We start from the raw sequence: 25,062 nt of genomic DNA, 5'->3' as shown, positions 1-25,062 counted from the left end.
ATGATCGAATACTGGAACCCACAGATTGAAAGAATGTCCCTTGATGAGCTGGAACAGATTCAGGAGGAGCGGTTGCGCCATCTTGTAGACTATGTCTATACTCACTCTCCTTTTTACAAAAAACGTTTTGATGAAGCCGGAGTGAAACCGGAAGATATCAAGACCCTGGATGATCTTCAAAAACTTCCGTTTACGTATAAACAGGACCTAAGAGACAATTATCCTAAAGGAATGTTTTGTGTACCTGATACTCAGCTTGTACGCTATCATGTTTCTTCGGGTACTACTGGAAAACCTACGGTTGTGGGTTATACCAAAAATGACATTCATGAATGGGCAAAGTCCCTTGGAAGAGCATTAACATCAATTGGTGTGGGCCGCGGGGATGTCCTTCAGGTAAGTTACGGATACGGTCTTTTTACAGGTGGACTCGGGCTGCATTATGGTGCTGAAGAAGTGGGTTCCACCGTCCTGCCTATTAGTGTTGGTAACACCGATAAACAGCTTGAACTGATGCAGGATCTCGGTACCACAACGCTTGCATGTACTCCTTCTTATTTCCTTTACATGGCAGAAGAAGCAAAGGACAAGGGTATTGACTTCCAGGAGGATACCGGCCTGAAAACCGGTATATTCGGAGCCGAACCCTGGACAGAGGAAATGCGCAAGCGTATGGAAGACGCTACAGGTATCAAGGCGTATGATGTGTTCGGTACCTCTGAACTCAGTGGCCCTCTTTTTACTGAATGTACTTGCCAGGATGGAATTCATATATGGGGCGACCAGTTTATTGTGGAAATAATCGATCCCGAAACAGAAGAAACTCTACCAGAAGGAGAAAGGGGAGAAATTGTAATAACCACTCTTACGAAAGAAGCCCTGCCTCTTATCCGTTACAGAATAGGGGATTATACAATCCTGAACAAGGAACCCTGTGAATGCGGACGTACACATCCCAGAATAATGAGGGTTACCGGACGTGTGGATGATATGCTGATTATCCGTGGAATCAACGTATTCCCTGGACAGGTAGAATCCGTGCTTATGAAGATACCCGAAGTTGGAGAACATTTCATGATACATGTGGATCGTATCAATGAAATGGATACAATGAAGATACAGATTGAAATGAATGATGAAGCCTTTAGTGACAAGGTCAACGATATAATCTCCCTGGAGAAAAAAGTTGCCTCTGCTCTAAAGAGTGTGCTTAATCTTTCAGTTGGTGTCGAACTGGTGGAACATGGGACACTTCCGCGGTCGATTGGTAAATCCAAAAAGGTAATCGATAATAGAAAGCTATAAAGAATTTCAGAGTAATTTATAGACCATAACACCACAGGTTGATGATTCCATGGATGAAAATTTTATCAAACAGATATCACTCTTTGCAGAGAATAAGCCAGGCCGCCTTGCAAATATTGCATCCAGCTTTAAAGAGGCATCCGTCAATATAAGAGCATTTACTATTGCTGAAGCAGGAGATTTCGGAATTATAAGGATGGTAGTAGACAAGCCGGAGAAAGCACATCGTGTATTGCATGATGCAGGTTTTACAGTTTCCGAAACAGATGTTCTGGGTATACAAATGGAAGATGTACCTGGCCAGCTTGCAACAATAGCAGAGGTACTTGGCAAAAAAGGTGTCAACATCGATTATGCTTACGCTTTTGTAACAAAAACAGAAAAAGCGTTCCTCATAATACGCGTTAATGATTTGAAAACCGCTGTTGAAACACTTTATGAAGAAGGAATTCCATTGCTGGATATGGGTGATGTGCAAAGCATCTAATCTTTCTTTTTTTGAAAAGTAAAACCACGGCTCCTATATATGACTCCTAATTCAACCTTACAAAGCAAGCTTGGGGGTTCGCATTCCACCATCATAGGTGGTAGACATGGCAAGAAACTGCTCAAAATAATCAGTAATCATCCAGATGTCAAAAGAATAATCCCTTCAGTAATTACTGTTAAAGGTAAGAGTGCACCCGGTGGGAAGATAGATGTGAAAATTCTTCGTCCGGATAGCAGGGGCAATTTGAGGGCTCTCCTGACACATGGTACTTCTTCCCAGGAAGTAAGAATTGTTACAAGCGTTGGGAAAGAAGAAGAAGGGGAAAGAATAATGCAGGAATTAAATGCAATGTTTATGGAGTGATCTGTGTATGTATTTAGGTATTGATCACGGCACAAATGCAATGCGTTTTGCAGCTCTTGATAAACATGGAAAATTCTTCTATTTTGAAGTTCCCCGAACAGAAATGAAGGAGATGGAAAGCAGTGAAATTCTTAAATTGATCCAAAAGCAATTCAATATCAATATCAAACAGATTGAAATGATTGCTCTTACTTACTCTATGGGAGATGGAATTGTCAATATTATGGATATACAGGATGTCCACAATCGTGGAGTAAGAAGTATTGAAGGAGTCGGTAAAAAGACCGGTGCGGGAACTCTGGTGTTTGATACTATCAAGAAGGCACAAATCCCTGCAGTTGTAATACCCGGGATACATTCAAAAAGCCATACGGATTCTCGAATGAACGTATTTTCTCATTCCACAAGTCCTGAAAAACTTGGAATTGCCTATGATGCATTATCCAGGGGTATTAATAATTTCATTGTATCAGATATCAGTTCAAATACTGTAACTATGGCTGTTGCAAACGGGGAGATTGTAGGTGCCCTTGATGCCTGTATTTTCGCACCCGGGACCGTACACGGCCCTCTTGATCTTGATGCAATAAGGCAGGTTGATGCCGGGAAGTGTGGTGCAAATGAGGCTTTCATGAACAGTGGTGTGCTGAAAAACACGTCTTATAAAAACACTGCAGATTTGCTTGGTGGATTAAAAGATAATGAGGATCAGGCAAAATTTGCAATTGATACTCTTGCTCTTTTTGCATCCATGGAAATAGAAGCCATGAAAGTCCTGCTAAAGGATTATTCAACATGTGATTGTCTTTTTCTTGCAGGCTCTATGGCAGAAGTGGATCCCCTTGTAGAACAAATACATCACTATCTGGATATGAAACCCTGGATTCTGGGAAAATGGAGTGCAGCTACTGGATGTGCCCGTATGGCCAGGGATATTGCAAAAGGCAAAAAGCAAATCCTGGGTATCGAAGTTAGGATCTGAATCTCAATTGGAATATAGATCTTCCCTACGGTCATCCAGTACAGGTATTTTACTGGATAGTTCTTTGGCAAGTGAGAGGTCGATGTCTGCCATAATTATACATTCATCGCGGTCGGAATCTGCAAGAGTATTTCCCAGGGCATCAATAATCATGGAACTTCCAGGGAACGATTTGGTCGGATCCTCACCTGTGCGGTTGCACATCACATGAGGAATCTGGTTTTCCACTGCCCTGGCAGGACCCAGGATTCTCCAGTGATTGCCCCGGGGGTCCGGAAATTGGGCAATAGTCACCAGTAAGTCTGCTCCTTCAAGCACAAGTTTGCGTGCCACTTCAGGAAACCTGATCTCGTAGCATATTTCCAATCCGATACATATATTTTCAAGTTTTATGGGCTGAATGGAATCACCCGGGGTGAAGTGACCTTTTTCTTCCCCAAAGGGGTGGATTTTGCGATAAGTTCCCCGAATTATACCGTTTTCAATACAGAACCCAAGATTGGCATAGGGTTTGGTTTCAGTATCCAGTTCTTCCACGATTGAACCGATAAGGATGCATTTGTTTTTTTTTGAAAAATCCGCAAGTTGTCCTATTGTGGGGTAGGGTGGCTTTTCAGCCAGTTTTTCCATCTTTTCATAACAGAAACCTGTGGAAAACACTTCCGGGAATACAATTATTTCAGCGCCCATGGCAAGGGCCCGATCAGCCATAGAGAGGGCTTTTTCGATGTTTGTTTTCTTATTACAATGCTCAACGTCCATCTGGATACAGGCAACTTTTACCATAATGTATCTCCTCAGTATTTGGGACAGGTACCCTTTGCAATTATTATGGATATTCCCTTTGTTTCCATTTTTTCCATCAGAAGGGCCTGTAATTCATTTTCTTTGATTTTTTCTGCAAAATCTACCACTTCAATGTCATCATGAAGTGCTTCAAGAACATGAGTAAGGTCCGGTACATCCTGTCCTCCCGTCATAGCTGCAACATCATTTTGCAGTATAATAACCAGCAGGTCAAAACCGTTGGATTTTGCATTGATTAATCCCTGTAGACCTGTATGTGCCAGGCCGAAATCTCCGATGACTGCAATACCTTTTCCTTTGAAACCACAGGCGACCGATACGGCAGAGCCAAGTGCAAAACCTGCATCCACGGCCTGAAGGGGTGCAGAAGTACTTAATATGGAACAACCCATGTCCCCTGCAATTGGTTTATCGATTTTTCCAAGCACTCTGTATAGAGGCAGATAGGGACATGTATCACAAATAGATCGCGGTCCTCTCTCTTTAACAGTCTCCGGTTTGACCACTTTATTCATATGTGTTTTTTTGATATTTTCAAGAGCATGCAGTATATGTTCTTTTTCTATTTTACCATGGGGTATATGTCCTGTGGACTTGCCCTTTATGGTGTCTTCGATTGAAATATGAGATTCTATGTAATCTTCTGTTTCCTCAACCACAAGCACATATTCATGATGATCAATAAATTCTTTCAATTTTTTAATCGGCAGTGGGTAAACCATGTCCAGAGCCAGATGTGAAATCCGGGAGTTGCTTTCTTCAATGAATTTTTCCACAAGGCAGGCAGGATAACCTGAGGAAATAATTCCTGTTTTTGTTGTATTGATATGACACAGGCAATCCTGTGATTGGGAATAATCTTCCATTAAAGGGTATGTCATTGAATGGAAACGCTGATGCTTGCCTTTCATGGTGTAGTCCCATACAGACTTGTCAAATTCAGGTGGTAACAACCCCTTTGGCTGTAATAAGGCACTTTCACAAAACGATTCCAGAAGACGGGAAGTTACTCTGACGATAACAGGCATACTCGCCTTTTCCGAAAGTTCGATCGCTTCTGTCAGTGAACCAAACAACTTTTCAGGAGTTGCAGGATCAAAGACAGGTACTTCGGCAAGAGGTCCGAAATAGCGTGAGTCCTGTTCATTCTGGGAGGCTTTGGCGCCGGGGTCATCCCCTGCGATTATCACTAAACCTGCACCTATTGTATGGGTGGCGGATGTAACCAGAGGGTCACAGAGTACATTCATGCCTACATGTTTTGTCAGGACAAAAGACCTGCGACCGTCAATCGAGGCTCCCAGGGCAGTTTCAAGAGCCACTTTTTCATTAATCATCCAGAAAGTATTGTCCGCCCAAAAATCATCATTTCTGAAAAGGTCCACAATCGAAGTAACAGGATAGCCGGCAACCGCACTGACCAGCTTAACTTCCAGCAGGCTGGCAGCTTTTAATATCACATCTTTGCCGCTTATTTGACGTTCATTCATGGAAGTTCAGCATCCATTATTACTGAATCATCAGGTCTGGCAAACCAGGGGAGGGCAGCAAGGGCACCTATTACACCTTTACCATCCATCCAGACATCCACACCATGATTTTCAGCATACTCCATTGCAAACTCATAGGTCAGCTCAGCAGACCTGCACAATCTGCTGTATTCCTTAATACTGGAAGCATTAAAGGAGTCAAGGACAACCATTCCTGTATCCTTTGATACACTGTACTTTTCCAGTGCACTGCGAATATTTTCAAGCAGTGCATTCTGTGCCCTTTCATCCACACATCCAAATTCCAGGACTGTTGAAACACAGTTCTGGGTTTTTGCGGATACAGGGAAAAGTTGCACCAGGGAGTGGGAGAGGTACACACTTTCCGCACAATCCAGTTCTTTTGCGATGTTGTGGGTCAGACACCAGGTAGCACCCGTTTCTTTGGTGTCAGTATCATCAATTCCTATCAGTACACGCTTGCGTTTTGGGACAACGATGGTACCTTTTGCCGCCCTTCCACCTCCTGAGGGAGTGGTTTCAGAACGCACAACACCGGCTGCCTGTGCACGACAACGCGTGGCACCGACGCCCCCTCCACCCAGTCCGGCATAGGTAATTGCAACCTCATTATCTTTGACTTCCACCGCTTCAATACCTGCAGCCGCAGACGATGGTTTTAGTTCAAGGGGTATATTACCGGTTTTTACAAGATAGCGGGTCATATTTCCCAGTGTCCTTACCTGCCGGACAATTGGGGAGTGAGAATAATGGTGCCTGGCCCATGCAGCACCACCATAACAGTTACTATGTTCAATTATCTCCGCACATTCATCCGTTTCATCACATATGGCATAGATTGCCCTGTAGGGAATCGAGTACGGTTCATCAAGTTCTATCTCTTTCATTCGGCTGGATAATTGTCGGAAAATGCTTTAAATCTTTTGTCAGGAAATATATCCTTCATCCTTCAAACTCACAAATTTTCCTTCCCCGATTATCACATGATCCAGTACATCAATTCCGAGTATTTTACCGCCATCAACAAGTTTACGGGTAACGTTTATATCTTCCCTGCTTGGTGTGGGATCTCCCGATGGATGATTGTGTGTAAGAATTACAGAGGCTGCTGATTCCAGAAGGGCTGATTTGAATACTTCCCTTGGATGAACAATGTTAGCGTTGAGACTGCCTATAGATACCACTTCTTCCCGAAGGACCTGGTTTTTTGTATCAAGGTGAAGGGTTGTAAGATGTTCCTTTTTCTGGCACCTCAACTGGGGATACAGGAGCTTGTACACATCATCCGGGGAACGGATGCGTGGCAGCGGTTCATCTGAATGTTTCTCAAGCCTGCGAGCCAGTTCGAATATTGCAGAGATCTGGGATGCCTTTGCAATCCCTACTCCATGGATTTCGGTCAGTTTTGTGATATTGGCCTGACTCAAATTTTTGATAGAATAATTTGAAAAAATACGGCTACATAGATTGATCACATTTTCCTTTGCCGTTCCGGTTCGCAGGATTATTGCAAGCAATTCCGTATTGGAAAGGCCCGAAGGCCCATATTTTGCAATTCTTTCCCTTGGCCTTTCTTCATGGGGCATATCCTGTACCCTTAATTTCTGTTCATCCATACATTAAATAAATAATAATCTTATATATAAATAATTCGTAATATTTTTTAATTATCAAATTATGTCAGCCAATCCAATGCCTACTTATACTTATAATTCCATGCCATAATTATGAAAGCCGTAGCTGTTATTGGTTACAAAAATACCGGCAAGACAACTTTTGTTTGCAGGCTGGTTGAAAAACTTGCTTTGAAGGGTAAAGTTGGTACTGTAAAAATCATGCATGACCATCGTTTTGATTCCCCCGAAAAAGATACGGGAAAACATTTTGATTCTGGGGCTGAAAACGTGACTGCAGTCTCCGAGGAAGGTATGGTTTCTATTCAACGTGGGGCAGGACTGGATGAAGCCCTTGAAGTCCTTGCTGACAGGGGTATGGAGTACGCTATCGTGGAAGGAGCTACAAATAGTGACTTACCCAAAATAATGCTGGGAGAGATGGAAGGGGAAGCAGGGAATGTTGTACTCAGGCTTGCTCCGTGTTCTGACTGGGATATGGACGAAGTTGCAGGAATTGTACACCAAACATCTGAATTCGTAACCCTGAACAGTATGATTAACAAAATACGTCGTATACCTGAATTTCCTCTGGCTGGAAGTATCGGTACTTTCACCGGTGTAGTAAGAGGGGAGACAGATGATATCAGCACAAAAATGCTCGAATTTGAGAAATATGAGAGTGTTGCTGATGAGCGTATAGAAAAGATATGTAATGACCTTAAACAAAGAGAAGGAATTATCGAAGTGTTAATCCATCACAAAAGTGGCCGGCTCATGCGGGGAGAGGATATTGTGTATATTGTTGTAGCATCGGCCCACAGGCAGGAGCTGTTTAAAGCCCTGAGTGATGCGATTGAAAGAGTAAAGTCAGAGGTGCCCATATGGAAAAAAGAAGTCACCATGGAAGGTGATTTCTGGGTCCACGATCATGCGTGAAACCCCCTAGTTTAATTTTTTTCTTTTGTAATTGGAAGGGTACTCTGGCCATGGGGCATAAAATGGATTCTCACGGCCGGATTCTCTGCAATGATTGAATCAATTGCCTGCTGGATGTCTGCTACAGGCTTGAAATACACATCCTGTACATCCTTTTCAGGCATTTCTGAATACATGAGCAAATCATGTTTCATTGCAAGCTGTGCGATAAATGCCGCTTTATGAGCCCCAAACTCAAAATCTGAGTCGAATTTTTCAATTGTTTCTGCAGGACAACTGCATTGTCGGCTCCAGCGCTCAAATATTTCATGACCAAACCCTTCCCCGCAGGGGGCTGCAAGCAAGATGGTGCCTCCGTCAATAACTGCCATTTTTGCATTGTCCAGTGGTTTGTAGGCCTGATAGAGGTTCATCCCTTTTGAGGCATCGGTTGCTGTAATGACAACCTCTGCAGGTTCCACTTTCACCTTGTACATTTTATCCACACATTCAACTCCCTTTCTATGGGCAGCTATAATATCACCGGCTACAGCCCGGACGATTTCTTTTTTGCTGTTGAGGACCACATTGATTAAAAAATCCGGGCCGAATATTTTCGCCGCTTCCTCCATATCCTGTCTTACAGGACTGTCGATATTGCCGGTAGTTGCCTCTTCAAAGGTCATCATCTTATGGTTTGTAATAACAGAATTATTGGAACTTACTCCGGGAAGGATCGCTTTTGCACCTCCACTGTAACCTGCATAATAATGGAATTCAATGTTGCCGGTACACACTACTATATCAGACTCATAAACTTCTTTGAATATTTCTACCGGGGTCCCTCTGGAAGTTGTTCCCACCTTTACACAATTCTCTTTATTGTGTTCAACAAACCTGACTTTTCCATAAAGATGTCCAAGTATCTTTTTAATCTCTTCTTCAGTCTGCTGGCGATGAAGTCCCAGGGCACAGACCACCGTTACATTTTCTTCGGTACATCCTCCGGATTTTAATTCTTCAAGAAGTATTGGGAGCATTGTTGAAGAAGGGGATGGACGGGTAATATCACTGACTATGATGGCTACACTGGATTCTGGTGTTACGATTTCTGAAAGTCGTTTGCTGTCTACCGGATTTGCAAGAGCATTTTTTACAAGCTCATCGGGGGGAGATTGTACTTCTATTTCAGAGGGCATCAGGATATCACCCATATTGGAATCCGGAATATTGACATCAATACTTTCGTTACCATAGGGTACAGTGATTACGGTCATTTTGTCGGTCCTCATTTATTTGCAATGAAGACAAAAGTCGCATATGACGGTAAAATGGAGGGGATGGATATTACTCAGAATAGACCGACTTTTGTCAGGTTGAGGGTTTGAATCGATAAGATATAAATTTATCTTCACCTATGAGACATTAAGTACAAGGATGACAGGATGAAATATGGAATTATAATACACGGCCCGGAAATAATAGATAGTGGCTGGGCCGGCAAAATAATACAACTTCTTTCAGCAAGGGCAGATGTGTATGCTGTAGCTGCCGGGACGATGTGTAAACTGGCCGTTCTGGATTCTTTTCTTGAAGAGTTAATTGATATCTGGAGCCTGAGCAAACCCAGTGAGGCGATCACTGAACTTGCAAAAGAGTGTGAATGTATATTCCTTTTAAATCATGGAAAAACCATTGAAAGTGGGACTGTTTTTGGAAATCTGGTGGCGGAGAGGGTGGACATTGGCGTCCCGCTTGTACAGGTTGAAAGACCCGGGAATTCGGACGGGAAAGTTATTCACAGGGGAAAAGATGTAAATTCCGATGTATACTGGCTATGCAGGAAATTGGGTATGCCACTGGTGTACCCTGAAACTGCAAGGCAACCATCTATCAGAAAAAACGATAATAAAAAGATACGCGCGATTTCAGGGGTCCTGCCCGGAGAATCCATAATGGTCAACGGCCTTGTAATCGGTTACGCCAATAGTGAGAATGTGGAATTAATATTTGAGGATGGGATTATTACTGCTATCAAGGGCGGACAATTGAAAAAACATGGTGTGGAAAAACTTGCTTCATACATCGGTAAGATTGACCCTGAAAATGCGTGGATAAAAAGTGGAAATTTACGCCGCACTCCTGTTCTGGAATCAATGAACAGGGAAAGAATTGATGTTCATAAGCACCAGTTATGGAGGGCCGTAATTATTAACCATGAAGCGGAAAGGACATTCGAACTTGCAAGAAAAGCGGATCTGGTAATTTCAGTTGGGGATGACACAACGGCGATTGCAGGAAGTATCCTGAAACGTCTGGAAATACCATTGATAGGAATTACTGATGGTGACAGGGACAATGTGCTTGCTGAAAATGAATATTGCGAAGGTTCTACGATAATACAGGTTGAAAGCGGTTGTGACGATATAGTGGGAGAAAAAATAAAACATTCGTTCTTTTCTACATCCCACCCCGAATTTCCCTCAAAATCTTATCTGGAAGAACAAATTCTTGATCTGGCAAAATCTCACATAAGACATGTGATTTTCTACCCCCTGGAATCCAATTATTAATCTGTATCCCTCTGGGCATTCCAGTTCGTTACATACACTTATTACTGAAGATATTTTATTTTTATCAGGTAGTTTTGGAATTGCCGGTTTGAAATGACGTAAAGCCGGTGTATAAAATGCCTTTTACAGGTGATATAATGGTGAGGGTTGAAAAAGACACACTTGGGGAGGTAGAGGTTCCAGACAATGTTTATTATGGTCCTCAAACCGCCCGTGCTGTGATAAATTTCAGGGTAAGTGGTCAGAGGCTGCCTCCTGCTTTTATCAGGGCACAGGCTGCGATCAAAATGGCATCTGCAAAAGCCAATATGAAAGCCGCCAAACTTGACCGTAATCTGGGTGAGGCAATCTACAAAGCCGCTCAGGAAGTGCGAAGTGGAAGATTTGATGGCCATTTCGTGCTGGATGCTTTCCAGTCAGGTGCTGGCACGTCCCAGAATATGAATGCCAACGAGGTTATTGCCAACAGGGCTCTTGAAATCCTGGGTTATCATAAGGGTCGCTATGATGTGGTCCATCCCAATGATCATGTTAATATGTCCCAGTCCTCCAATGACGCGACTCATACGGCAATCCATATTGCTGCTACGGAAAAGATAACAAATAAACTCTTGCCTGTACTTAATACCCTGCAGGATGAAATTGATGCAAAAGCCAAAGAGTATATTGGGGTGGTAAAACCCGGCAGAACCCATCTGCAGGATGCCGTGCCAGTGACCCTGGGGCAGGAATTCAGTGGCTATTCGAGGATGCTGGAACTGGATAAACAACGACTGGAAAGTACACTGGAGGATTTGAAGGAACTTAATATGGGGGGTACGGCCACGGGTACTGGTCTCAATACTCCTGAAGGATTTGGTGATACAGCGATTCAGGAAATGAATCATATCACAGGTATTGATTTCAGGTTAGTGGAAAATCCCTTTGAAGCCACACAGGGTGCAGGGGCTATTCTGGGCACCTCTGCGGCCTTAAAGGGTATTGCAGTGAGCCTTATTAAGGTTGCAAATGACCTAAGATTGTTATCCAGCGGTCCACGCACCGGTTTCGGGGAAATCGTGCTGCCGGCAGTGCAGCCTGGCTCCTCGATCATGCCGGGTAAGGTCAACCCTGTGATGGCAGAGATGCTGAACATGGTGTGTTTCCAGGTGGTTGGAAACGATACTGCCATAATGATGGCAGCACAGGCGGGACAATGTGAATTGAACGTATTTACGCCGGTTCTTGCTCATAATATTCTTAATTCGATAACAATTCTGACAGGGGGAATCGATTCTTTCAATGAACGCTGTCTCAGGGGTTTAACCGTCAATGCGGATCACTGTTCAAGAATGGCAGAATCCAGTCTTGCATTGGGAACTTCCCTGGCACCTATAATCGGTTATGAAAGGGCTGCGGAAATCACATATGAAGCATACAGGACAAACAGTACCATACGTGAAGTAGTAGAAAGAAAAGATTTGGGTCTTTCAAAAGAGGAGATCGATGACCTGTTGGATCCACTTAATATGACGGGGGCAGGAAATGATAGAACATGATATTATAGTGATAGGTGGAGGTTTATCCGGTCTCAGGGCTGCGCTTGAGGCTAAAAATCATGGGGCTGATGTGGCAGTAATCTCGAAAGTTCCACCCATCCGCAGCCATTCCGTAGCTGCACAGGGAGGGATAAATGCATCCATAGGTTCCGATGACAGCTGGGACAGTCACGCCTATGATACAGTAAAAGGGAGTGATTACCTTGCAGATCAGGATACAGTCGAAATTCTTTGCAAGGAGGCCCCCGAAAGAGTTTATGAAATGGAGAATTGGGGAACACTGTTTTCCCGCACTGAAGATGGGAAAATAGCCCAGCGCCCTTTCGGAGGTGCCGGCTTTCCCAGGACATGTTATGCCGGGGACAGAACGGGGCATAATTTGCTGCACACCCTGTACGAACAGGTGTTAAGGTCCGGTGTCAGGATCTACAATGAGTGGATGGTAACCCGCCTGGCTACGGATAGCAATAGGTGCACTGGCTTTGTGGCACTCAATTTGCTTGATTCTGAGCTGGAAACGTTCAGGGCCAAAGCGGTTATACTTGCAACAGGCGGTTACGGACGTATATACCAGCGTTCCACGAACTCCATAATCAATACAGGTTTTGGAATAAGTCTGGCCTACCGCGCCGGAGTTCCCATTCAGGACATGGAGTTTGTACAATTCCATCCAACTACGTTGTGGGGTGCCAATATACTGATAACCGAGGGTGTAAGGGGGGAAGGGGGCTACCTCTACAACAAAGACCATGAAAGATTCATGGATCAATATGCACCTGACTCAATGGAACTGGCTCCCAGAGATATCGTTGCACGTTCCATCCAGACCGAGATCGATGAAGGACGGGGCTTTCCCGGAGGTTATGTGCAGCTTGATATAACCCATCTGGGTAAGGAACTGATCAATGAGCGACTGAGCGGCATCCGTCAGATATGTATTGATTTTGCCGGAGTGGATCCTATAAAGGAGCCGATTCCGGTACAACCGGGCCATCATTACTCCATGGGGGGCATCTCTTCCGGCAAAGATGGATTGACACCGCTGGACGGATTGTACGCAATTGGGGAATGTGCCTGTATCAGTGTGCATGGGGCAAACCGGCTGGGAGGCAATTCATTACTTGATACAATTGTATTTGGAAAAAGAGCAGGGGAACATGCGGCCAATGCTGTGAAAAACATTGATATGCCTTCTGAAGACAGCCTCAATGAAAGCCTTGCGGAAGAAAGATCCAATATTGATTCAATGATGGGTGACAGCGGGGAAAGTTTTGCCGATGTAAAAGATGAATTAAGACAGACCATGCAGAAATATGTGGGTGTTTATCGCAACCGTGAAGATCTTGAAACCGGGCTTGCAAGTGTGAAGGGCCTGGAAAAACGGGGTGAAAACATCCATGTGAAAAGCAGGGTCAGGGCATTCAATATGGAATTGACGAATGTACTTGAAGTTAAAGGAATGCTGAATATTGCCCGGGTTATAACTGAAGGTGCACTGGTGCGGGAGGAAAGCCGGGGTGCGCATTACAGGACCGATTTTCTGGAAAGGGATGATGGAAACTGGCTCAAGCACACTCTTGCCTATCTGGAGGATGGCGAACCTAAGCTGAAATACAAGGATGTGACGATTACGCAGTTCCAACCAAAAAGGAGGGAATACTGATGGTTTACCTGAAAATCAAGCGCCAGGATGAAAGCAGGGAGTGGTATGATTCTTTCGAGATTGAGGAAACTGCAGGGATGACGGTACTGGAGGCCCTCTTCTATGTGCAGGAACACATGGATGGCAGTCTTTGTTTCAGGTATGCATGCCGGGGTGCCGTATGCGGGAGTTGTGGAATGCTTATCAACAGGGTTCCCCGGCTTGCCTGCAGGACACAGGTAGGCATTGCTAAAAAAGAAAATACCAGAGAAGGTTCAGATGATATATTTGTAGCAGGTCAGAAATCAGAAGCAGAAAATGAAGTAATCTTAATTGAACCCCTGTCTAATCTGGAGGTAATTCGTGATCTGATTGTGGATATGGATACATTCTATAATCTGGTGGATTCTATCAAGCCCTGGATAAATTCTCCTGAACAACATCCTGAAGGGGGTAACCTGGTGAGTCCGGACCTGCGGGAAAAGATTGAGAAGTATACCAACTGTATACTGTGCGCCTGTTGTCACGGTGCATGTCCGGTGGCTGCAAGAGATGACACGTATCTCAGCCCTGCAACTCTTGCAAAGGCCTGGCGTATGCATCTCGATCCCCGGGAGAATAATGCCAGTCGTAAGGAAAGACTGGATTTTGTTGATTCAGAGTCTGGTGTATGGGGTTGTGACCTTGTCTATAAATGTGTGGCAGTCTGCCCGAAAAAAGTTCCACCCACAATGGGTATTAAGGCACTCAGAGAGCAAATTGAAAAGAACAAAGAAAATTAAAAGTTAAGGGATAATTCAATCCCTTTTCCTTGCTATCCAGAACATAAACATCAGGCCAAAGACTGCAACAATTGCTTCAAATCCGGGTTGCTCAACAGGCTCTTCAGTTTCAGTTACAGAATTGAATAATTTATCTGATTTGTCCAGGTATTCATTGGCCTTTTCCATGTTGTGAATGCCAAGACTTCCGTCCTCTTCAACAAAATGCATGTAAAAGACTGCATTGTTGTAATCCTCAAGTTTTGTTTCATAGGAAGCCGTACCATTGAGATTTTCCAGAACAACACTGGCATTGTTCTGTACACTTTTGAGTTCTTCAATCCTTTGCGCAATCAAATCCTGTCTTGTTTCAATAACCTCTGCAAACTCTTCATCATGGCAATCATAGCATTCCCCGGATGATTCTAAACTGAATAACAGTTCGGGTTCATAATCGAACGTATGGCCTGTCACGGCTGTTTCATGTGTGGTGTCATTGTACTGCCTTGAAGCCATATGACAATCCGAACACCCGATCTCAGGGTGGTTGCCTGTGTTATAGATGGAATCGTTATACATTTCCCAGTTGGGATGGTGGATTTCCGTAGTCATGCCATCTGCCGTGGCACCCATACCATTATGACAATTTCCACAAAGAAGAGGCCCTTCTCTACGGTATTCGGCGGAATGTGGTTCATGGCAGGCTACACAGGTGACACGCCATTCTTCTACATATTCAGGTTGTGGAACATCATTCAGGTTTAGGCCATAGATGCTTTCATCTTCCAGAGATGGAATAGCCCCATCAGTGCTCTTGCATGCGACACATGAGTTATCCCTGTCCAGAATGAAGGGTTCCGCCACATCAGTGGGTTCGGAATGACTTGCCATGGACTCCATCTCAAAGCTTTCGGTGTCATATTCACCCCATTCCTCGATGAACGGATGGTGGGAATCCCTGTGGCAGTTCCCACACATTTCAGCAGAAAGGGTAACTTCCGGGATATGGGCTGATGGAGTGTCCAGATGGGCATCATAGCCTTCATCCGGGGGGAGATGGCATACTTCACAGGTGATTGGTTCAATTGTGTTTTCCACATCTTCCCTCCCCCAGGTTTCTTTAATGGAAGATTCAACATGACACTCAGTACACCTTTCAATATCAACAACCGACCCCCCTGCAGAGTTTAAGGATTCTGCATGTGCAGAAGAATTCCATATCTCATATTTTTCAAGATGACAATCCTTGCACGTTTCTGGCTGCCAGGCCCCTGCCATACCTGTTAATAAGAATAATAACAAAGCTAGTGTTACAACTATTTTGAGCAACTAATACCCCCACATTAATCTCTAGATAAAATATGGATATGATTGTATTTAGTATAATAGGGCAAAAAGTAGACTATTTGTTGCGATTTTAGTACTGGTGTGGAGCTTTTTGGATTCCACTCCTTATTGTAAATTTTTATCATTGAGGTTTAAGGGAAGGTTGAATCCGAATACACTGTATTTGCCGTATTGACTTTTTACCCACACCTTTTCGCCATGTAACTCAACCATTTTTTTACAACGGATAAACCCAATCCTGTGTCTGAATATTTTTTTAGTGTTTTCATCGAGGTAGTATTTGGGTGGAAAATGAAGTTGAAAAGGAAGTACTTTTAAGTTCGCAATACCTCTGGATAAATATTTTTATATTTAAAAATTTCAAACAAAATAAATTATATAAACGATTGGGTATATAATTTGCTTATATTATATGCAGAAATAATATATAATTTGACAACTAATTTCACTGAATATTTGTTTCTTTAACATAAAAGTGCATTTTAATTTTACTAAAACAACCAATGGGGATTCTTTGAATAAGGAATTATTTGATTTATGGGAAGATAATATCGCAATTATTTCTCCAGATGGAATAATATCCTATGCCAATGAGAGCTGGAAACAATTTGCAAAAGATAATGGTTTGAATCCAGAAGAATGTAATGCAGGTGCCAATTATCTGAAGGTATGTGAAAAAGCAACAGGTAAAAATTCAGATGAAGCCCAAATTGCATTAGATGGCATAAAAGATGTAATATATGGCAATAAAAATACTTTTAAACTGGAATATCCCTGCCATAGCCCGGAAAAGCAGCGCTGGTTTTTGATGAAAGTTACACCTCTTTCTAAAGAAAAACCAACAAATGTCCTTCTGCAACACATAGATATCACTGAACGTAAATCTGTGGAAAAGGCATTAAAGAAAAGTGAACAAAGGTTTAAGGAAATTTATTTAGAATCGCCAATCCCAATTGAAGTTTACAATTCTGAAGGACACTTAATCGATGTGAATACTTCCTGCTTGAAGCTTTTTGGTATATCTGATGTTGCAGAGGTAAAAGGTTTCAATCTTTTTGATGACCCAAATTTACCTGCTTATACAAGAGAACAGTTGCTTGCCGGTGAAACGGTTGAGTATGAAACGACTTTTGATTTTGAACTTGTCAAAAAACTAGACTTGTATAATACAAGTCGTTCAGGTATTATTTATGTAAATGTGAAAATATCTGCATTATGTATGGATTGTATAGATGGTTATCTTGTACACGTTCAGGATATAACGAACCATAAAGTGGCGCAAGCAAAAGTCAAGCAAAGTGAAAAACGATTGGATCTTGCATTAAAAGGTACTAAAGCAGGAATTTGGGATTGGTATGTGCAGACAGGTGAGGCATTTTTTAACGAAAGGTGGGCTGAAATTGTTGGATATACACTTGATGAACTTAAACCAATTAATATTCAAACATGGATTAACCTGACTCATACCAACGACTACAAACGGGCTGAAAAATTGTTAAACAAACATTTTGCAGGCGAAACTGAATTTTATGAGTGTCAACTGCGTATGAAACATAAGAAAGGTCACTGGGTGTGGATAGAAGACCGTGGGTGTGTTGTTGAATGGAGTAAGGACGGAAATAAACCCATAAGGATGACAGGCACCCATATTGATATTACGAATCGCAAAAATGCTGAAGATGCTATTATTCAATCAAAAATTCTTGCAGAAGAAGCAAATCGTACCAAATCGGAATTCCTTGCAAATATGAGCCATGAACTAAGGACTCCTCTTAATTCCATAATTGGTTATTCACAAATATTAGATCAAAACAGTTCTGGTAATCTGAATGAGAAAGAATTAAAGTATTTATCCAATATCTTCAATAGCGGAAGCCACTTGCTAGACTTAATAAATGACATTCTTGATATTTCAAAAGTTGAAGCTGGTAAGATGGATTATGAGCCTGAACAAATTAATCTGTCACAAACGATTAAAATCGTAATTGGTTTGGTAAAACCTCTGGCAATGAAAAAATCTATTAATCTCCAATTTATCAATACTACTGATTTTTTTGAAATATCTGCAGATAATGTAAAAGTTAAACAAATCCTGCATAACTTACTGAGTAATGCAATCAAATTCACACCTGTAAACGGAGAGGTAAAGGTTTGTTTGAGCACTGTTGGTAACACTGCCCAAATATCAGTTTCAGATACTGGAATTGGCATCCCAGAAAATAAACAAAAAAGTATATTTGATCCTTTCAAGCAAGCCGATTCTTCAACTAACAGGGAATATGGTGGTACTGGCCTGGGTCTTGCACTTGTGAAAAAATACGTGGAGATGCATGGTGGAGATATCTGGATAGAAAGTGAGGTCGGAAAAGGAAGTACTTTTACTTTCACGATTCCTTTAAATTAAGTAATCATCCTATATGGGTAAATTGGCTGGTAAAAATAATGAGTTTTTCAGCTGAAGTATATTCATCCAGCAACGAACCAGTTCAATTTAAAATTTAGCGATATATTTGTGATTTACAATTCTAACTGTCCATTTTCTCTAAGCATATCCTTCTTTATTGAATAATAATTCTGATCAGTAATTTTCGTGGAACCTGTAAAGTTACGTTTTTTGAAATCAAAAAGGGTGGCAAATTCTTCAACAGTGTCTTCGAAATCCTTTTCGTAGTGCAAACCTGTATCAACTTTCCCTACATTTTTATAGCCGGAATAATCAAAAACAGTTTTAGTCATTTCAATATTGTTGGGATCAGGCGTAAGTTTTGCGAGAACAAGCATTTCTCTCCAGTTAGCTGCCTGCATTGGTGTAAGGAAGTATGTCCCTTCTCCCCTTTCATCTCCCTGCATTGCTTCCATGTAGGATTCCCTGTTTCCGAATGCAGTACATATACAGTCATCTACTATATTTCCGTAAGCATCCTTGAGAATTCGTACTGGAATATTGAGATGGGCAAAATCTTCTTCGAGTGAACCAAGAACATTGCCACAAAGACCGTAAAAAACAAGGATTCCATCGAAGTATTTCCCGTTGTCTTCAATAGTCTTGTATACTTTATCTTTGAGAAGTGAAGGTTCCGCATCCAGTGCAAATTCGAGAAGATGCAATACAACAATGAAATCTTCCTTATTGCCTGGATACTTATCAATATTTTCCGGTGCTATTTTTTCGTATTTTATAGAAAGTTCATTTAGCTTTCTTTCGATACCTTCTGTATTTTCATTTTCAACAATTAGAAGGTTAGTATTCTCTTCTTCCTCAAATATATGTACCAGTTCATCCTCAAACATACGACAGGAAACAATGTATAGTGATGGCATGATTTCATCCTCTTTTCAGCATTTCTGGCTTATAAAATTCTCTGCAGTTTCCACGGCTTCTGATGCAGTCCTAACATACGCATCTGCCCCGATTCTATCAGCGTATTCCTTTGTTACTGGAGCACCACTGACTATTATTTTTACATTTTCTCTGTATCCTTTTTCTTTTACCAAATCAACTATTTCCTTGAGGTTATCCATTGTGATGCTTGTCATTGATGACACTGCAAGTATGTCGGCTTTATTATTAATGGTAGCATCAACAATTTCTGATGTAGGCAAATCCCTTCCAAGGTCAACTACCTTGAAACCTGCGATTTGCAGCCTGCATGCAGCAATATTTTTTCCCAGGTCATGCGTATCGTTTTTTACAGTTCCTATGACTACAGTTGCCTTATTTTTAGAAGCAAAACCTTTGTTGGCCATTTTTTCAGTGATGAGCTTGTTGGATTTTTGAAGAATGGTTGTTGAATTAATCAAAGTGGCAAGGAAACATTCATTTTCTTCAAATCGTCTGGCAACCTCTTCCTGAGCTTCAATAAGTTTGAATAGGAGTTGTTTTTCCTCATAACCTCTTTCAAACCACTTATCGATAGCCCTGTGTACTCCTTCTTCATTGTTTTCTATAAAGGATTTGTATAATTGCCCGAGAATTTCGTCTTCTGATGTCATGTTACTCCCCTTATATAACAAATATACGTTGTAACATATAACGCTGTTTACATGTTGTGTAAGGACACTGTATATTTTGAATAGTCCTGAAATATCTAATAAGAACAGTTCTTTTATTCCTGAATTTTATAATATAAAAATATTCATATAATTTTAAAATAAACAATAAGAAAAACAGTATACTGCGGTTTACTAATATCAATAAATATATAAATTATAATTGTATTTCTTTTCATATGATAAAGCCTGCCAGTTTGTTTCCTTCAAAGTCTGACGATGGAATTGCACCTGCTATTGGTATTATCCTCATGTTGATTGTGACAATAATACTGGCAGCAGTCGTTGCATCTCAATTTTTGAGTTCCGATGTAACAGACCTCCAAAAACCATCTTTCGCTGCATTTGAAGTAACAACTGAAACAGGAATTTATAATGACAACCCAGAGGTTCCTATTGTCATTTTACAAAAAACCGGAGGGGACCAGTTATCCCAGGAATATGAGGAGGATACTCATAGTGGGATACAAGGTACTGAAATATATCTGTTTGACCCCGTTGGCAAAAGGCATGAAGTAATCAATTCAATAACAATGACGGGAAAAGAAGTAGAAACAGCTGAAAGATTTTATATTTTTTATTATCAACATGAGTATGATGGAAATTTCTGGATAACAAATGATAAGGTAAGAGTGACAGAAGGAGTTGTACAACCTTTCAAACCTTCGGGTCAATGGCGTTTACAGATTATAGATGCCTATTCAAATCAAGTGTTGCTGGATAAAAAACTCCAACTATAACTTCAATTTTTACCTTTTTTTGAGATAAGGGTTTAAATGCTTGTTAATTTAAGCATTAAACATCTAATTATTGATTACTTAATATTCTTTAAGCGTACAGTTTCTTACCAATATACTTCAAAGCATTCCAATTTTATACTCTCCAGAAGGGCAAGTCTTTCTATATCATAATTCCAGTTGATGAGTGTATACCGTGTACACTAAGTCGCTGTAAAAATAATCTGTCTCAAAATAAAATAAAAAATCCTACAACAAATCCTTCTCCAAAAAACGGGTACTATCAGAACACTAGCAACAAAGGCACTTCATTATTCATAATCTCGCTGGACGAAGATTTTGATAGTGAAATCGAAGTTGTACAACCAATTACCAAATCTGATCTTGAGACAAGAGTAGAATATCTGGAAAATAAGCTTAACAATCTTGAAAAATCAATATCAGAAGACGATAAAAAGTCTGGTGGGCCCGCTGAGATTCGAACTCAGGATCCTCGCCGTGTAAAGGCGATGTCATAACCTACTAGACCACGGGCCCTTGCCTGCGTTTGCATCCCCTAGATGTTACAAGTTGTATATATCATTTTTGATGTATGGAATGCCATTCTTTTTATAATAGTAAGATTTGATTAGGTTTTGATGGATTCAGACCCTGAAGATTATGAATATGAAGAAGATATAGAAGCCTATTATCTCGGGGATTATGCAAGTATTGGTTCGATTGTAAGGGAAGTTCTTCCCTTTGAGCTTCTTGCTACTGTAGGAGGTGTTGTTGCAGGCCTCATTCTTTCTGGTATGACAGAAGAACTTCAGGTAATTCCCGGTTTGTTAGTGATAACTCCGGCAGTGCTTGGAATGCGGGGTAACATCTCCTCTACTCTGGGATCCCGTCTGGGCAGTGCAATACATATGGGTCTGATCACAAAAATCGAACGTAATCCTGAATTGCTCAACAATATTGGTGGTTCTCTTTTGCTCAGTTTGTTGCTCTCTTTTGTACTGGGTTTGTTGGGTCATTTTATGACAATTGCTCTGGGTCTGGAAAGTGCAGGTGCTTTAACCCTTACATTAATAGCCGTGATGGCAGGTTTGTCTTCAGGTTTGATTCTCTCTGTAATAGCGACGTTTTTTGCCATAGGCATGTTCAGGTTTGGCTTTGACCCGGATAATGTAGTCACGCCTTCTATAGCAACTATCGGTGATATCGTGTCTATGTTCATGCTATTTCTTTCTGCAAAGGTGGTGTTGGCAATATGAGTTATTACACCATTGGAAGCATTGTAAAAAGCAGTGCACCGATCCTTTTCCTGACTTCTTTCATCGGTCTTTTTGCAGGTCAGATCATGAACTCGCATCTGGATAGTTTGATCTCATTTCCGATCCTTTTACTCCTGATACCCGCATTGATAAAAATAGGTGGGGATACCGGCAGCATGCTTGGAGCAAGACTGGCCTCGGCTTTTCATATGGGTCTTGGTACCACACGTATCCATAAGAATCCTGTTGTACGCAATAGCCTGATAGCCGCTTTTATTGTAGGTATTGTAGCTTCCTGTTTCCTGAGTGTAGTGGTATGGATTGTGGGGATGATTGTTTACGATGGTATAGAGTTTACAACCCTCTTCACCATCTCGGTACTGGCATGCCTGGTAGAACTGGTCATAGTATATGCAGTAACACTGGTTGTAGCAGTTGCATCTCACAAATTCGGGCTTGATCCGGATGATACCGTTATTCCTATAATTGCAACTATCGGTGATGTTGTAGGGATCTCTGCCATATTTGGAGTTATAGCATTGTTGGAGTTTGTCTGACACTAATAATGATTATGTTTTTATATTCGCGAATTAGTTTTAGTTAACAAAGGTAGAATGAATCATGTGTCCCAAAGAGATCAAATACAGCCCTACTAATCTCAAAGACCTTCTTATTCAAATGAAAGACACGTCAGAACTGATGGTAGATCTTGCTTACTCTGCTATGGTTTATGACGATGAGGATATTGCTGAGGAAGTCCTCCGCTTAGAAGAGAGGATGGATACTTACTACTATCACATGAACATGGCTGCAATGTTAAGCACCCGTCGTGTTGAGGAAGCCGAAGAAATGACTGGTGTGCTTCAGGTAGCTTCCTCTTCTGAAAAAATTGCAAATGCAGCTGCTGATATCGCTCAAATTGTCCTGATGCAAATGGGTATTCCGCTGGAACTAAAAATGGCACTCAGAGAAGCTGAAGAAACCATTTTAAGGGTAACAGTAAGCGATGATTCCAGCATGAGTGGCTATACGCTGGGTGATCTTGAACTTGATACTGAAACAGGGATGTGGCTTATTGCTATCAGGCGCCAGAATGATTGGATATACGATCCGGATCATTCAACACGCATACGTTCCGGGGATGTCCTGTTTGCAAGGGGACATGATGAAGGGGTCCCTCTTCTAATCAAATTAGCTACAAACAAAGAGTATGTTTTGCGGGATAATTCACACGAGCGGTTATTAAGAGACCTGGAAAAAGCCGTGGATATCATCGTAGATATGAAAAACATGGCTGAAATGTCTGTAGGACTTGCCTATTTTGCCATACTCTACGACAATAATGACATAGCAGAAGAGGTGCGTGCCATTGAATCTGAGATGGATGTCATGAAATATGATCTCCAGCACTGGGTACTCGAAACCGCAAAACACGTATCTGATGTTGACGAGCTCAAGGGTCTATTACATCTTGCCAATGCATCTGAAGCCATCTCTGATGCTGCTTATGGTATTGCTGATACGGTGCTCAGGGATATAGAACTGCATCCCATTATTACTCTTGCCGTCAGGGGTTCGGATGAAGTTATCACGAGGGTTGAAGTGGAAGACTGCTCTCCTATTGTCGGTGATACTCTCGGGGAACTGCAGCTTGCCACGGAGACAGGAGTTCACATAATGGCTGTAAAAAGAGCAGGCAGATGGCTTTACAGTCCAAGTGCCCGCACCCGTGTTGAGGGTGGCGACATCCTTATAGGACGTGGTTCCCGCACCGGGGAAGAGGCTCTGCTGGAAATGTGCGCCTGCCCGGTGAGAGAGGACTGACTCATTTTGGCTGGTGCTTTTGCATTTCTTTTTTTGCCAACATGTTGGATCCGAATGTATACAGAAGGATTACAATTCCCAGCCAGATAAAATGCTCACCGATATCCGGTCTGCCTAAATATTTTAATGCAAGCCCTGTAGCCAGGACAAACATGTTTGCCAGACCAATCTTTTTGTTTCTTTTAACGGTACTTTGATACATTTGCTTGTGTACAAGATATTCTTTTTTCTCATCCTTCATAGGTGTTCACATCCGTGGTGTAGTTATAATCATATCAGCTGCTTTTTGCAGTCTCTCAAGGACTGCAGCTCCAATCCCTTTTTCAGTAAAAGATCCGTCTACAATTATCAAATCCATACACTTTGAATCCATCTCTCTTAATCCTGCAAAAATACGCTTTGCTGCTGTATCGGGTTTAGTTGCCTGGCCTATAGATAATTTATCTTCCAACTGGAAATCGTTTTGGATCTCTTCTGTAAGTAACAATCCTACCCTTTCCTGTTCCTCATTGGTGTTTCCAACAAGGTATGCAATTTTTGCAGATACATCTTTTGCATTTCCCTGCACAAGTATAACCTTTGCAGAAGGTGAATAATGGGTATATTTCATGCCGGGTGAAAGAGGTTTTTCCATATTGTTCTTTTTTGCATATCCAATACATACTTCTGTGTTTGTGCATTGCTGTATATCTTCGGCAGATATCTTTCCCGGGCGCAATATCACCGGGACCTCTCCGCGTGCATCGACGACTGTGGATTCCACACCAATTTCTACTTCCCCTCCGTCTACAATTGCATCGATTCGGCCTTGAAGGTCTTCCTCGACATGGGATGCAGTTGTAGGGCTGGGCCGACCGGAAAGGTTTGCGCTGGGGGCAGCAATAGGTTTGCAGGCTGCCTCTATAATATTTTGGGCAATCTGGTTTGCAGGAATGCGGATTGCTACGGTTTCAAGTCTTCCCGTAGTTATATAAGGCACCATATCTGTTTTTTCGAGAATTATTGTCAGGGGCCCCGGCCAGAAACATTCTGCAAGTTTTCTAGCAATCGGGGTGAAAGTGCTCACAAGTTGGTTGCATTGGTCCTGATTTGATACATGGACTATAAGGGGATTATCAGCAGGCCTGCCCTTTGCTTTAAATATTTGCTCTACAGCTTGTGGGTTAAGTGCATCGGCTCCCAGTCCATAAACTGTTTCTGTAGGGAAGGCAACAGTTTTGCCTTCTCGCAACAACTTTCCTGCCTCTTTGAATATATCGTCTGCTGTTTCTTCAGCAATCCTCATAATCTCTGTTTTTTTTTGCATATGGGGTACTTGATCCATTTCTTCCCTATCTCAAGACAG

The 25,062-nt window shown here is 41.9% G+C and carries 24 protein-coding genes and 1 tRNA gene; 14 read left to right on the top strand and 11 right to left on the bottom strand.

Annotated elements, in window-relative coordinates; all coding sequences use genetic code 11:
- The 4 genes from BKM01_RS09895 to BKM01_RS09880 are packed head-to-tail and all read left to right on the top strand — an operon-like array spanning position 1 to position 3,140.
- Positions 1-1,305 (top strand): phenylacetate--CoA ligase family protein, encoded by a 1,305-nt coding sequence (locus BKM01_RS09895; RefSeq protein WP_072358271.1) that lies wholly within the window; start codon positions 1-3, stop codon positions 1,303-1,305.
- 49 nt (positions 1,306-1,354) lie between these two features.
- Positions 1,355-1,792, top strand: a complete 438-nt coding sequence (locus BKM01_RS09890) for an ACT domain-containing protein (RefSeq protein ID WP_072358269.1) — start codon at positions 1,355-1,357, stop codon at positions 1,790-1,792.
- A gap of 39 nt (positions 1,793-1,831) precedes the next feature.
- Positions 1,832-2,158, top strand: coding sequence for a DUF2103 domain-containing protein (locus tag BKM01_RS09885; protein ID WP_072358266.1), 327 nt, complete (start codon positions 1,832-1,834; stop codon positions 2,156-2,158).
- A 7-nt stretch (positions 2,159-2,165) separates the two neighbouring features.
- Positions 2,166-3,140 (top strand): methanogenesis marker 12 protein, encoded by a 975-nt coding sequence (locus BKM01_RS09880; protein WP_072358264.1) that lies wholly within the window; start codon positions 2,166-2,168, stop codon positions 3,138-3,140.
- A gap of 3 nt (positions 3,141-3,143) precedes the next feature.
- Here the strand turns inward: BKM01_RS09880 and BKM01_RS09875 are convergent, their stop codons facing one another.
- The 4 genes from BKM01_RS09875 to radC are packed head-to-tail and all read right to left on the bottom strand — an operon-like array spanning position 3,144 to position 7,074.
- Entirely contained in the window at positions 3,144-3,926 is a 783-nt protein-coding gene (locus tag BKM01_RS09875) for a nitrilase-related carbon-nitrogen hydrolase (RefSeq protein WP_072358262.1), read from the bottom strand.
- A gap of 11 nt (positions 3,927-3,937) precedes the next feature.
- Positions 3,938-5,437: a thiamine pyrophosphate-dependent enzyme gene (locus tag BKM01_RS09870; RefSeq protein WP_072358260.1), complete on the bottom strand. Its 1,500-nt coding sequence runs from the start codon at positions 5,435-5,437 to the stop codon at positions 3,938-3,940.
- Positions 5,434-6,345 carry a methanogenesis marker protein 11 gene (mmp11, locus tag BKM01_RS09865; RefSeq protein ID WP_072358258.1) on the bottom strand — a complete coding sequence of 304 codons (912 nt, stop codon included), beginning with the start codon at positions 6,343-6,345 and terminating at the stop codon, positions 5,434-5,436. The genes BKM01_RS09870 and mmp11 overlap by 4 nt, the downstream gene beginning before the upstream one ends.
- A gap of 39 nt (positions 6,346-6,384) precedes the next feature.
- On the bottom strand, positions 6,385-7,074 hold the full coding sequence (gene radC, locus BKM01_RS09860; protein ID WP_072358256.1) for a RadC family protein: 690 nt from the start codon (positions 7,072-7,074) through the stop codon (positions 6,385-6,387).
- A gap of 111 nt (positions 7,075-7,185) precedes the next feature.
- Between radC and BKM01_RS09855 the strand changes: the two genes are divergently transcribed.
- On the top strand, positions 7,186-8,010 hold the full coding sequence (locus BKM01_RS09855; RefSeq protein ID WP_072358254.1) for a molybdopterin synthase: 825 nt from the start codon (positions 7,186-7,188) through the stop codon (positions 8,008-8,010).
- Between the two features lie 11 nt (positions 8,011-8,021).
- Here the strand turns inward: BKM01_RS09855 and larA are convergent, their stop codons facing one another.
- Positions 8,022-9,266, bottom strand: coding sequence for a nickel-dependent lactate racemase (larA, locus tag BKM01_RS09850; protein WP_072358251.1), 1,245 nt, complete (start codon positions 9,264-9,266; stop codon positions 8,022-8,024).
- Between the two features lie 168 nt (positions 9,267-9,434).
- On the opposite strand from larA, the gene BKM01_RS09845 reads away from it, so the two are divergent.
- From BKM01_RS09845 to BKM01_RS09830, 4 genes are all read left to right on the top strand, one after another.
- Positions 9,435-10,562 carry a DUF2117 family protein gene (locus tag BKM01_RS09845; RefSeq protein ID WP_084006228.1) on the top strand — a complete coding sequence of 376 codons (1,128 nt, stop codon included), beginning with the start codon at positions 9,435-9,437 and terminating at the stop codon, positions 10,560-10,562.
- A gap of 116 nt (positions 10,563-10,678) precedes the next feature.
- A complete protein-coding gene (locus tag BKM01_RS09840) occupies positions 10,679-12,100 on the top strand; it encodes a class II fumarate hydratase (RefSeq protein ID WP_084006227.1) in 1,422 nt (473 codons plus the stop codon).
- Positions 12,087-13,763, top strand: a complete 1,677-nt coding sequence (locus tag BKM01_RS09835; RefSeq protein ID WP_072358247.1) for an FAD-dependent oxidoreductase — start codon at positions 12,087-12,089, stop codon at positions 13,761-13,763. Before BKM01_RS09840 ends, BKM01_RS09835 begins: the two co-directional genes overlap by 14 nt.
- On the top strand, positions 13,763-14,524 hold the full coding sequence (locus BKM01_RS09830) for a succinate dehydrogenase/fumarate reductase iron-sulfur subunit (protein ID WP_072358245.1): 762 nt from the start codon (positions 13,763-13,765) through the stop codon (positions 14,522-14,524). The genes BKM01_RS09835 and BKM01_RS09830 overlap by 1 nt, the downstream gene beginning before the upstream one ends.
- A gap of 15 nt (positions 14,525-14,539) precedes the next feature.
- Here BKM01_RS09830 and BKM01_RS09825 read toward each other — a convergent pair whose 3' ends face one another.
- On the bottom strand, positions 14,540-15,832 hold the full coding sequence (locus tag BKM01_RS09825; protein WP_143744090.1) for a multiheme c-type cytochrome: 1,293 nt from the start codon (positions 15,830-15,832) through the stop codon (positions 14,540-14,542).
- Between the two features lie 532 nt (positions 15,833-16,364).
- On the opposite strand from BKM01_RS09825, the gene BKM01_RS09820 reads away from it, so the two are divergent.
- On the top strand, positions 16,365-18,254 hold the full coding sequence (locus BKM01_RS09820) for a PAS domain-containing sensor histidine kinase (protein ID WP_072358241.1): 1,890 nt from the start codon (positions 16,365-16,367) through the stop codon (positions 18,252-18,254).
- A 113-nt stretch (positions 18,255-18,367) separates the two neighbouring features.
- Here the strand turns inward: BKM01_RS09820 and BKM01_RS09815 are convergent, their stop codons facing one another.
- Positions 18,368-19,171: a DUF1638 domain-containing protein gene (locus BKM01_RS09815; protein ID WP_072358239.1), complete on the bottom strand. Its 804-nt coding sequence runs from the start codon at positions 19,169-19,171 to the stop codon at positions 18,368-18,370.
- 15 nt (positions 19,172-19,186) lie between these two features.
- Positions 19,187-19,843: a cobalamin B12-binding domain-containing protein gene (locus tag BKM01_RS09810; protein WP_072358237.1), complete on the bottom strand. Its 657-nt coding sequence runs from the start codon at positions 19,841-19,843 to the stop codon at positions 19,187-19,189.
- A 236-nt stretch (positions 19,844-20,079) separates the two neighbouring features.
- Between BKM01_RS09810 and BKM01_RS09805 the strand changes: the two genes are divergently transcribed.
- Positions 20,080-20,640, top strand: a complete 561-nt coding sequence (locus tag BKM01_RS09805; RefSeq protein ID WP_072358235.1) for a type IV pilin — start codon at positions 20,080-20,082, stop codon at positions 20,638-20,640.
- Positions 20,641-21,097: 457 nt separating this feature from the next.
- On the opposite strand, the gene BKM01_RS09800 is transcribed toward BKM01_RS09805, so the two are convergent.
- Positions 21,098-21,174: transfer RNA gene (locus BKM01_RS09800), tRNA-Val, on the bottom strand.
- Positions 21,175-21,275: 101 nt separating this feature from the next.
- Here BKM01_RS09800 and BKM01_RS09795 point away from each other — a divergent pair.
- The 3 genes from BKM01_RS09795 to BKM01_RS09785 all read left to right on the top strand — a co-directional run bounded on the left by BKM01_RS09795 (position 21,276) and on the right by BKM01_RS09785 (position 23,717).
- Entirely contained in the window at positions 21,276-21,893 is a 618-nt protein-coding gene (locus BKM01_RS09795; protein ID WP_072358233.1) for a magnesium transporter, read from the top strand.
- Positions 21,890-22,450: a magnesium transporter gene (locus BKM01_RS09790; RefSeq protein WP_099816322.1), complete on the top strand. Its 561-nt coding sequence runs from the start codon at positions 21,890-21,892 to the stop codon at positions 22,448-22,450. Before BKM01_RS09795 ends, BKM01_RS09790 begins: the two co-directional genes overlap by 4 nt.
- A gap of 64 nt (positions 22,451-22,514) precedes the next feature.
- Positions 22,515-23,717, top strand: a complete 1,203-nt coding sequence (locus BKM01_RS09785; protein WP_072358231.1) for a potassium channel family protein — start codon at positions 22,515-22,517, stop codon at positions 23,715-23,717.
- A 1-nt stretch (position 23,718) separates the two neighbouring features.
- Here the strand turns inward: BKM01_RS09785 and BKM01_RS09780 are convergent, their stop codons facing one another.
- Both BKM01_RS09780 and BKM01_RS09775 read right to left on the bottom strand, forming a co-directional pair.
- On the bottom strand, positions 23,719-23,958 hold the full coding sequence (locus BKM01_RS09780; protein ID WP_072358228.1) for a hypothetical protein: 240 nt from the start codon (positions 23,956-23,958) through the stop codon (positions 23,719-23,721).
- Between the two features lie 6 nt (positions 23,959-23,964).
- The gene (locus BKM01_RS09775) at positions 23,965-25,041 is read right to left on the bottom strand and encodes an L-threonylcarbamoyladenylate synthase (RefSeq protein ID WP_084006226.1); all 1,077 of its coding nucleotides are present in this window, start codon (positions 25,039-25,041) and stop codon (positions 23,965-23,967) included.
- Between the last annotated feature and the right edge of the window lie 21 nt (positions 25,042-25,062).

Source organism: Methanohalophilus portucalensis (assembly GCF_002761295.1).
In the GTDB taxonomy this organism is placed as follows: Archaea; Halobacteriota; Methanosarcinia; order Methanosarcinales; family Methanosarcinaceae; genus Methanohalophilus; species Methanohalophilus portucalensis.
This window is presented reverse-complemented; position numbering and strand designations above follow the sequence as displayed.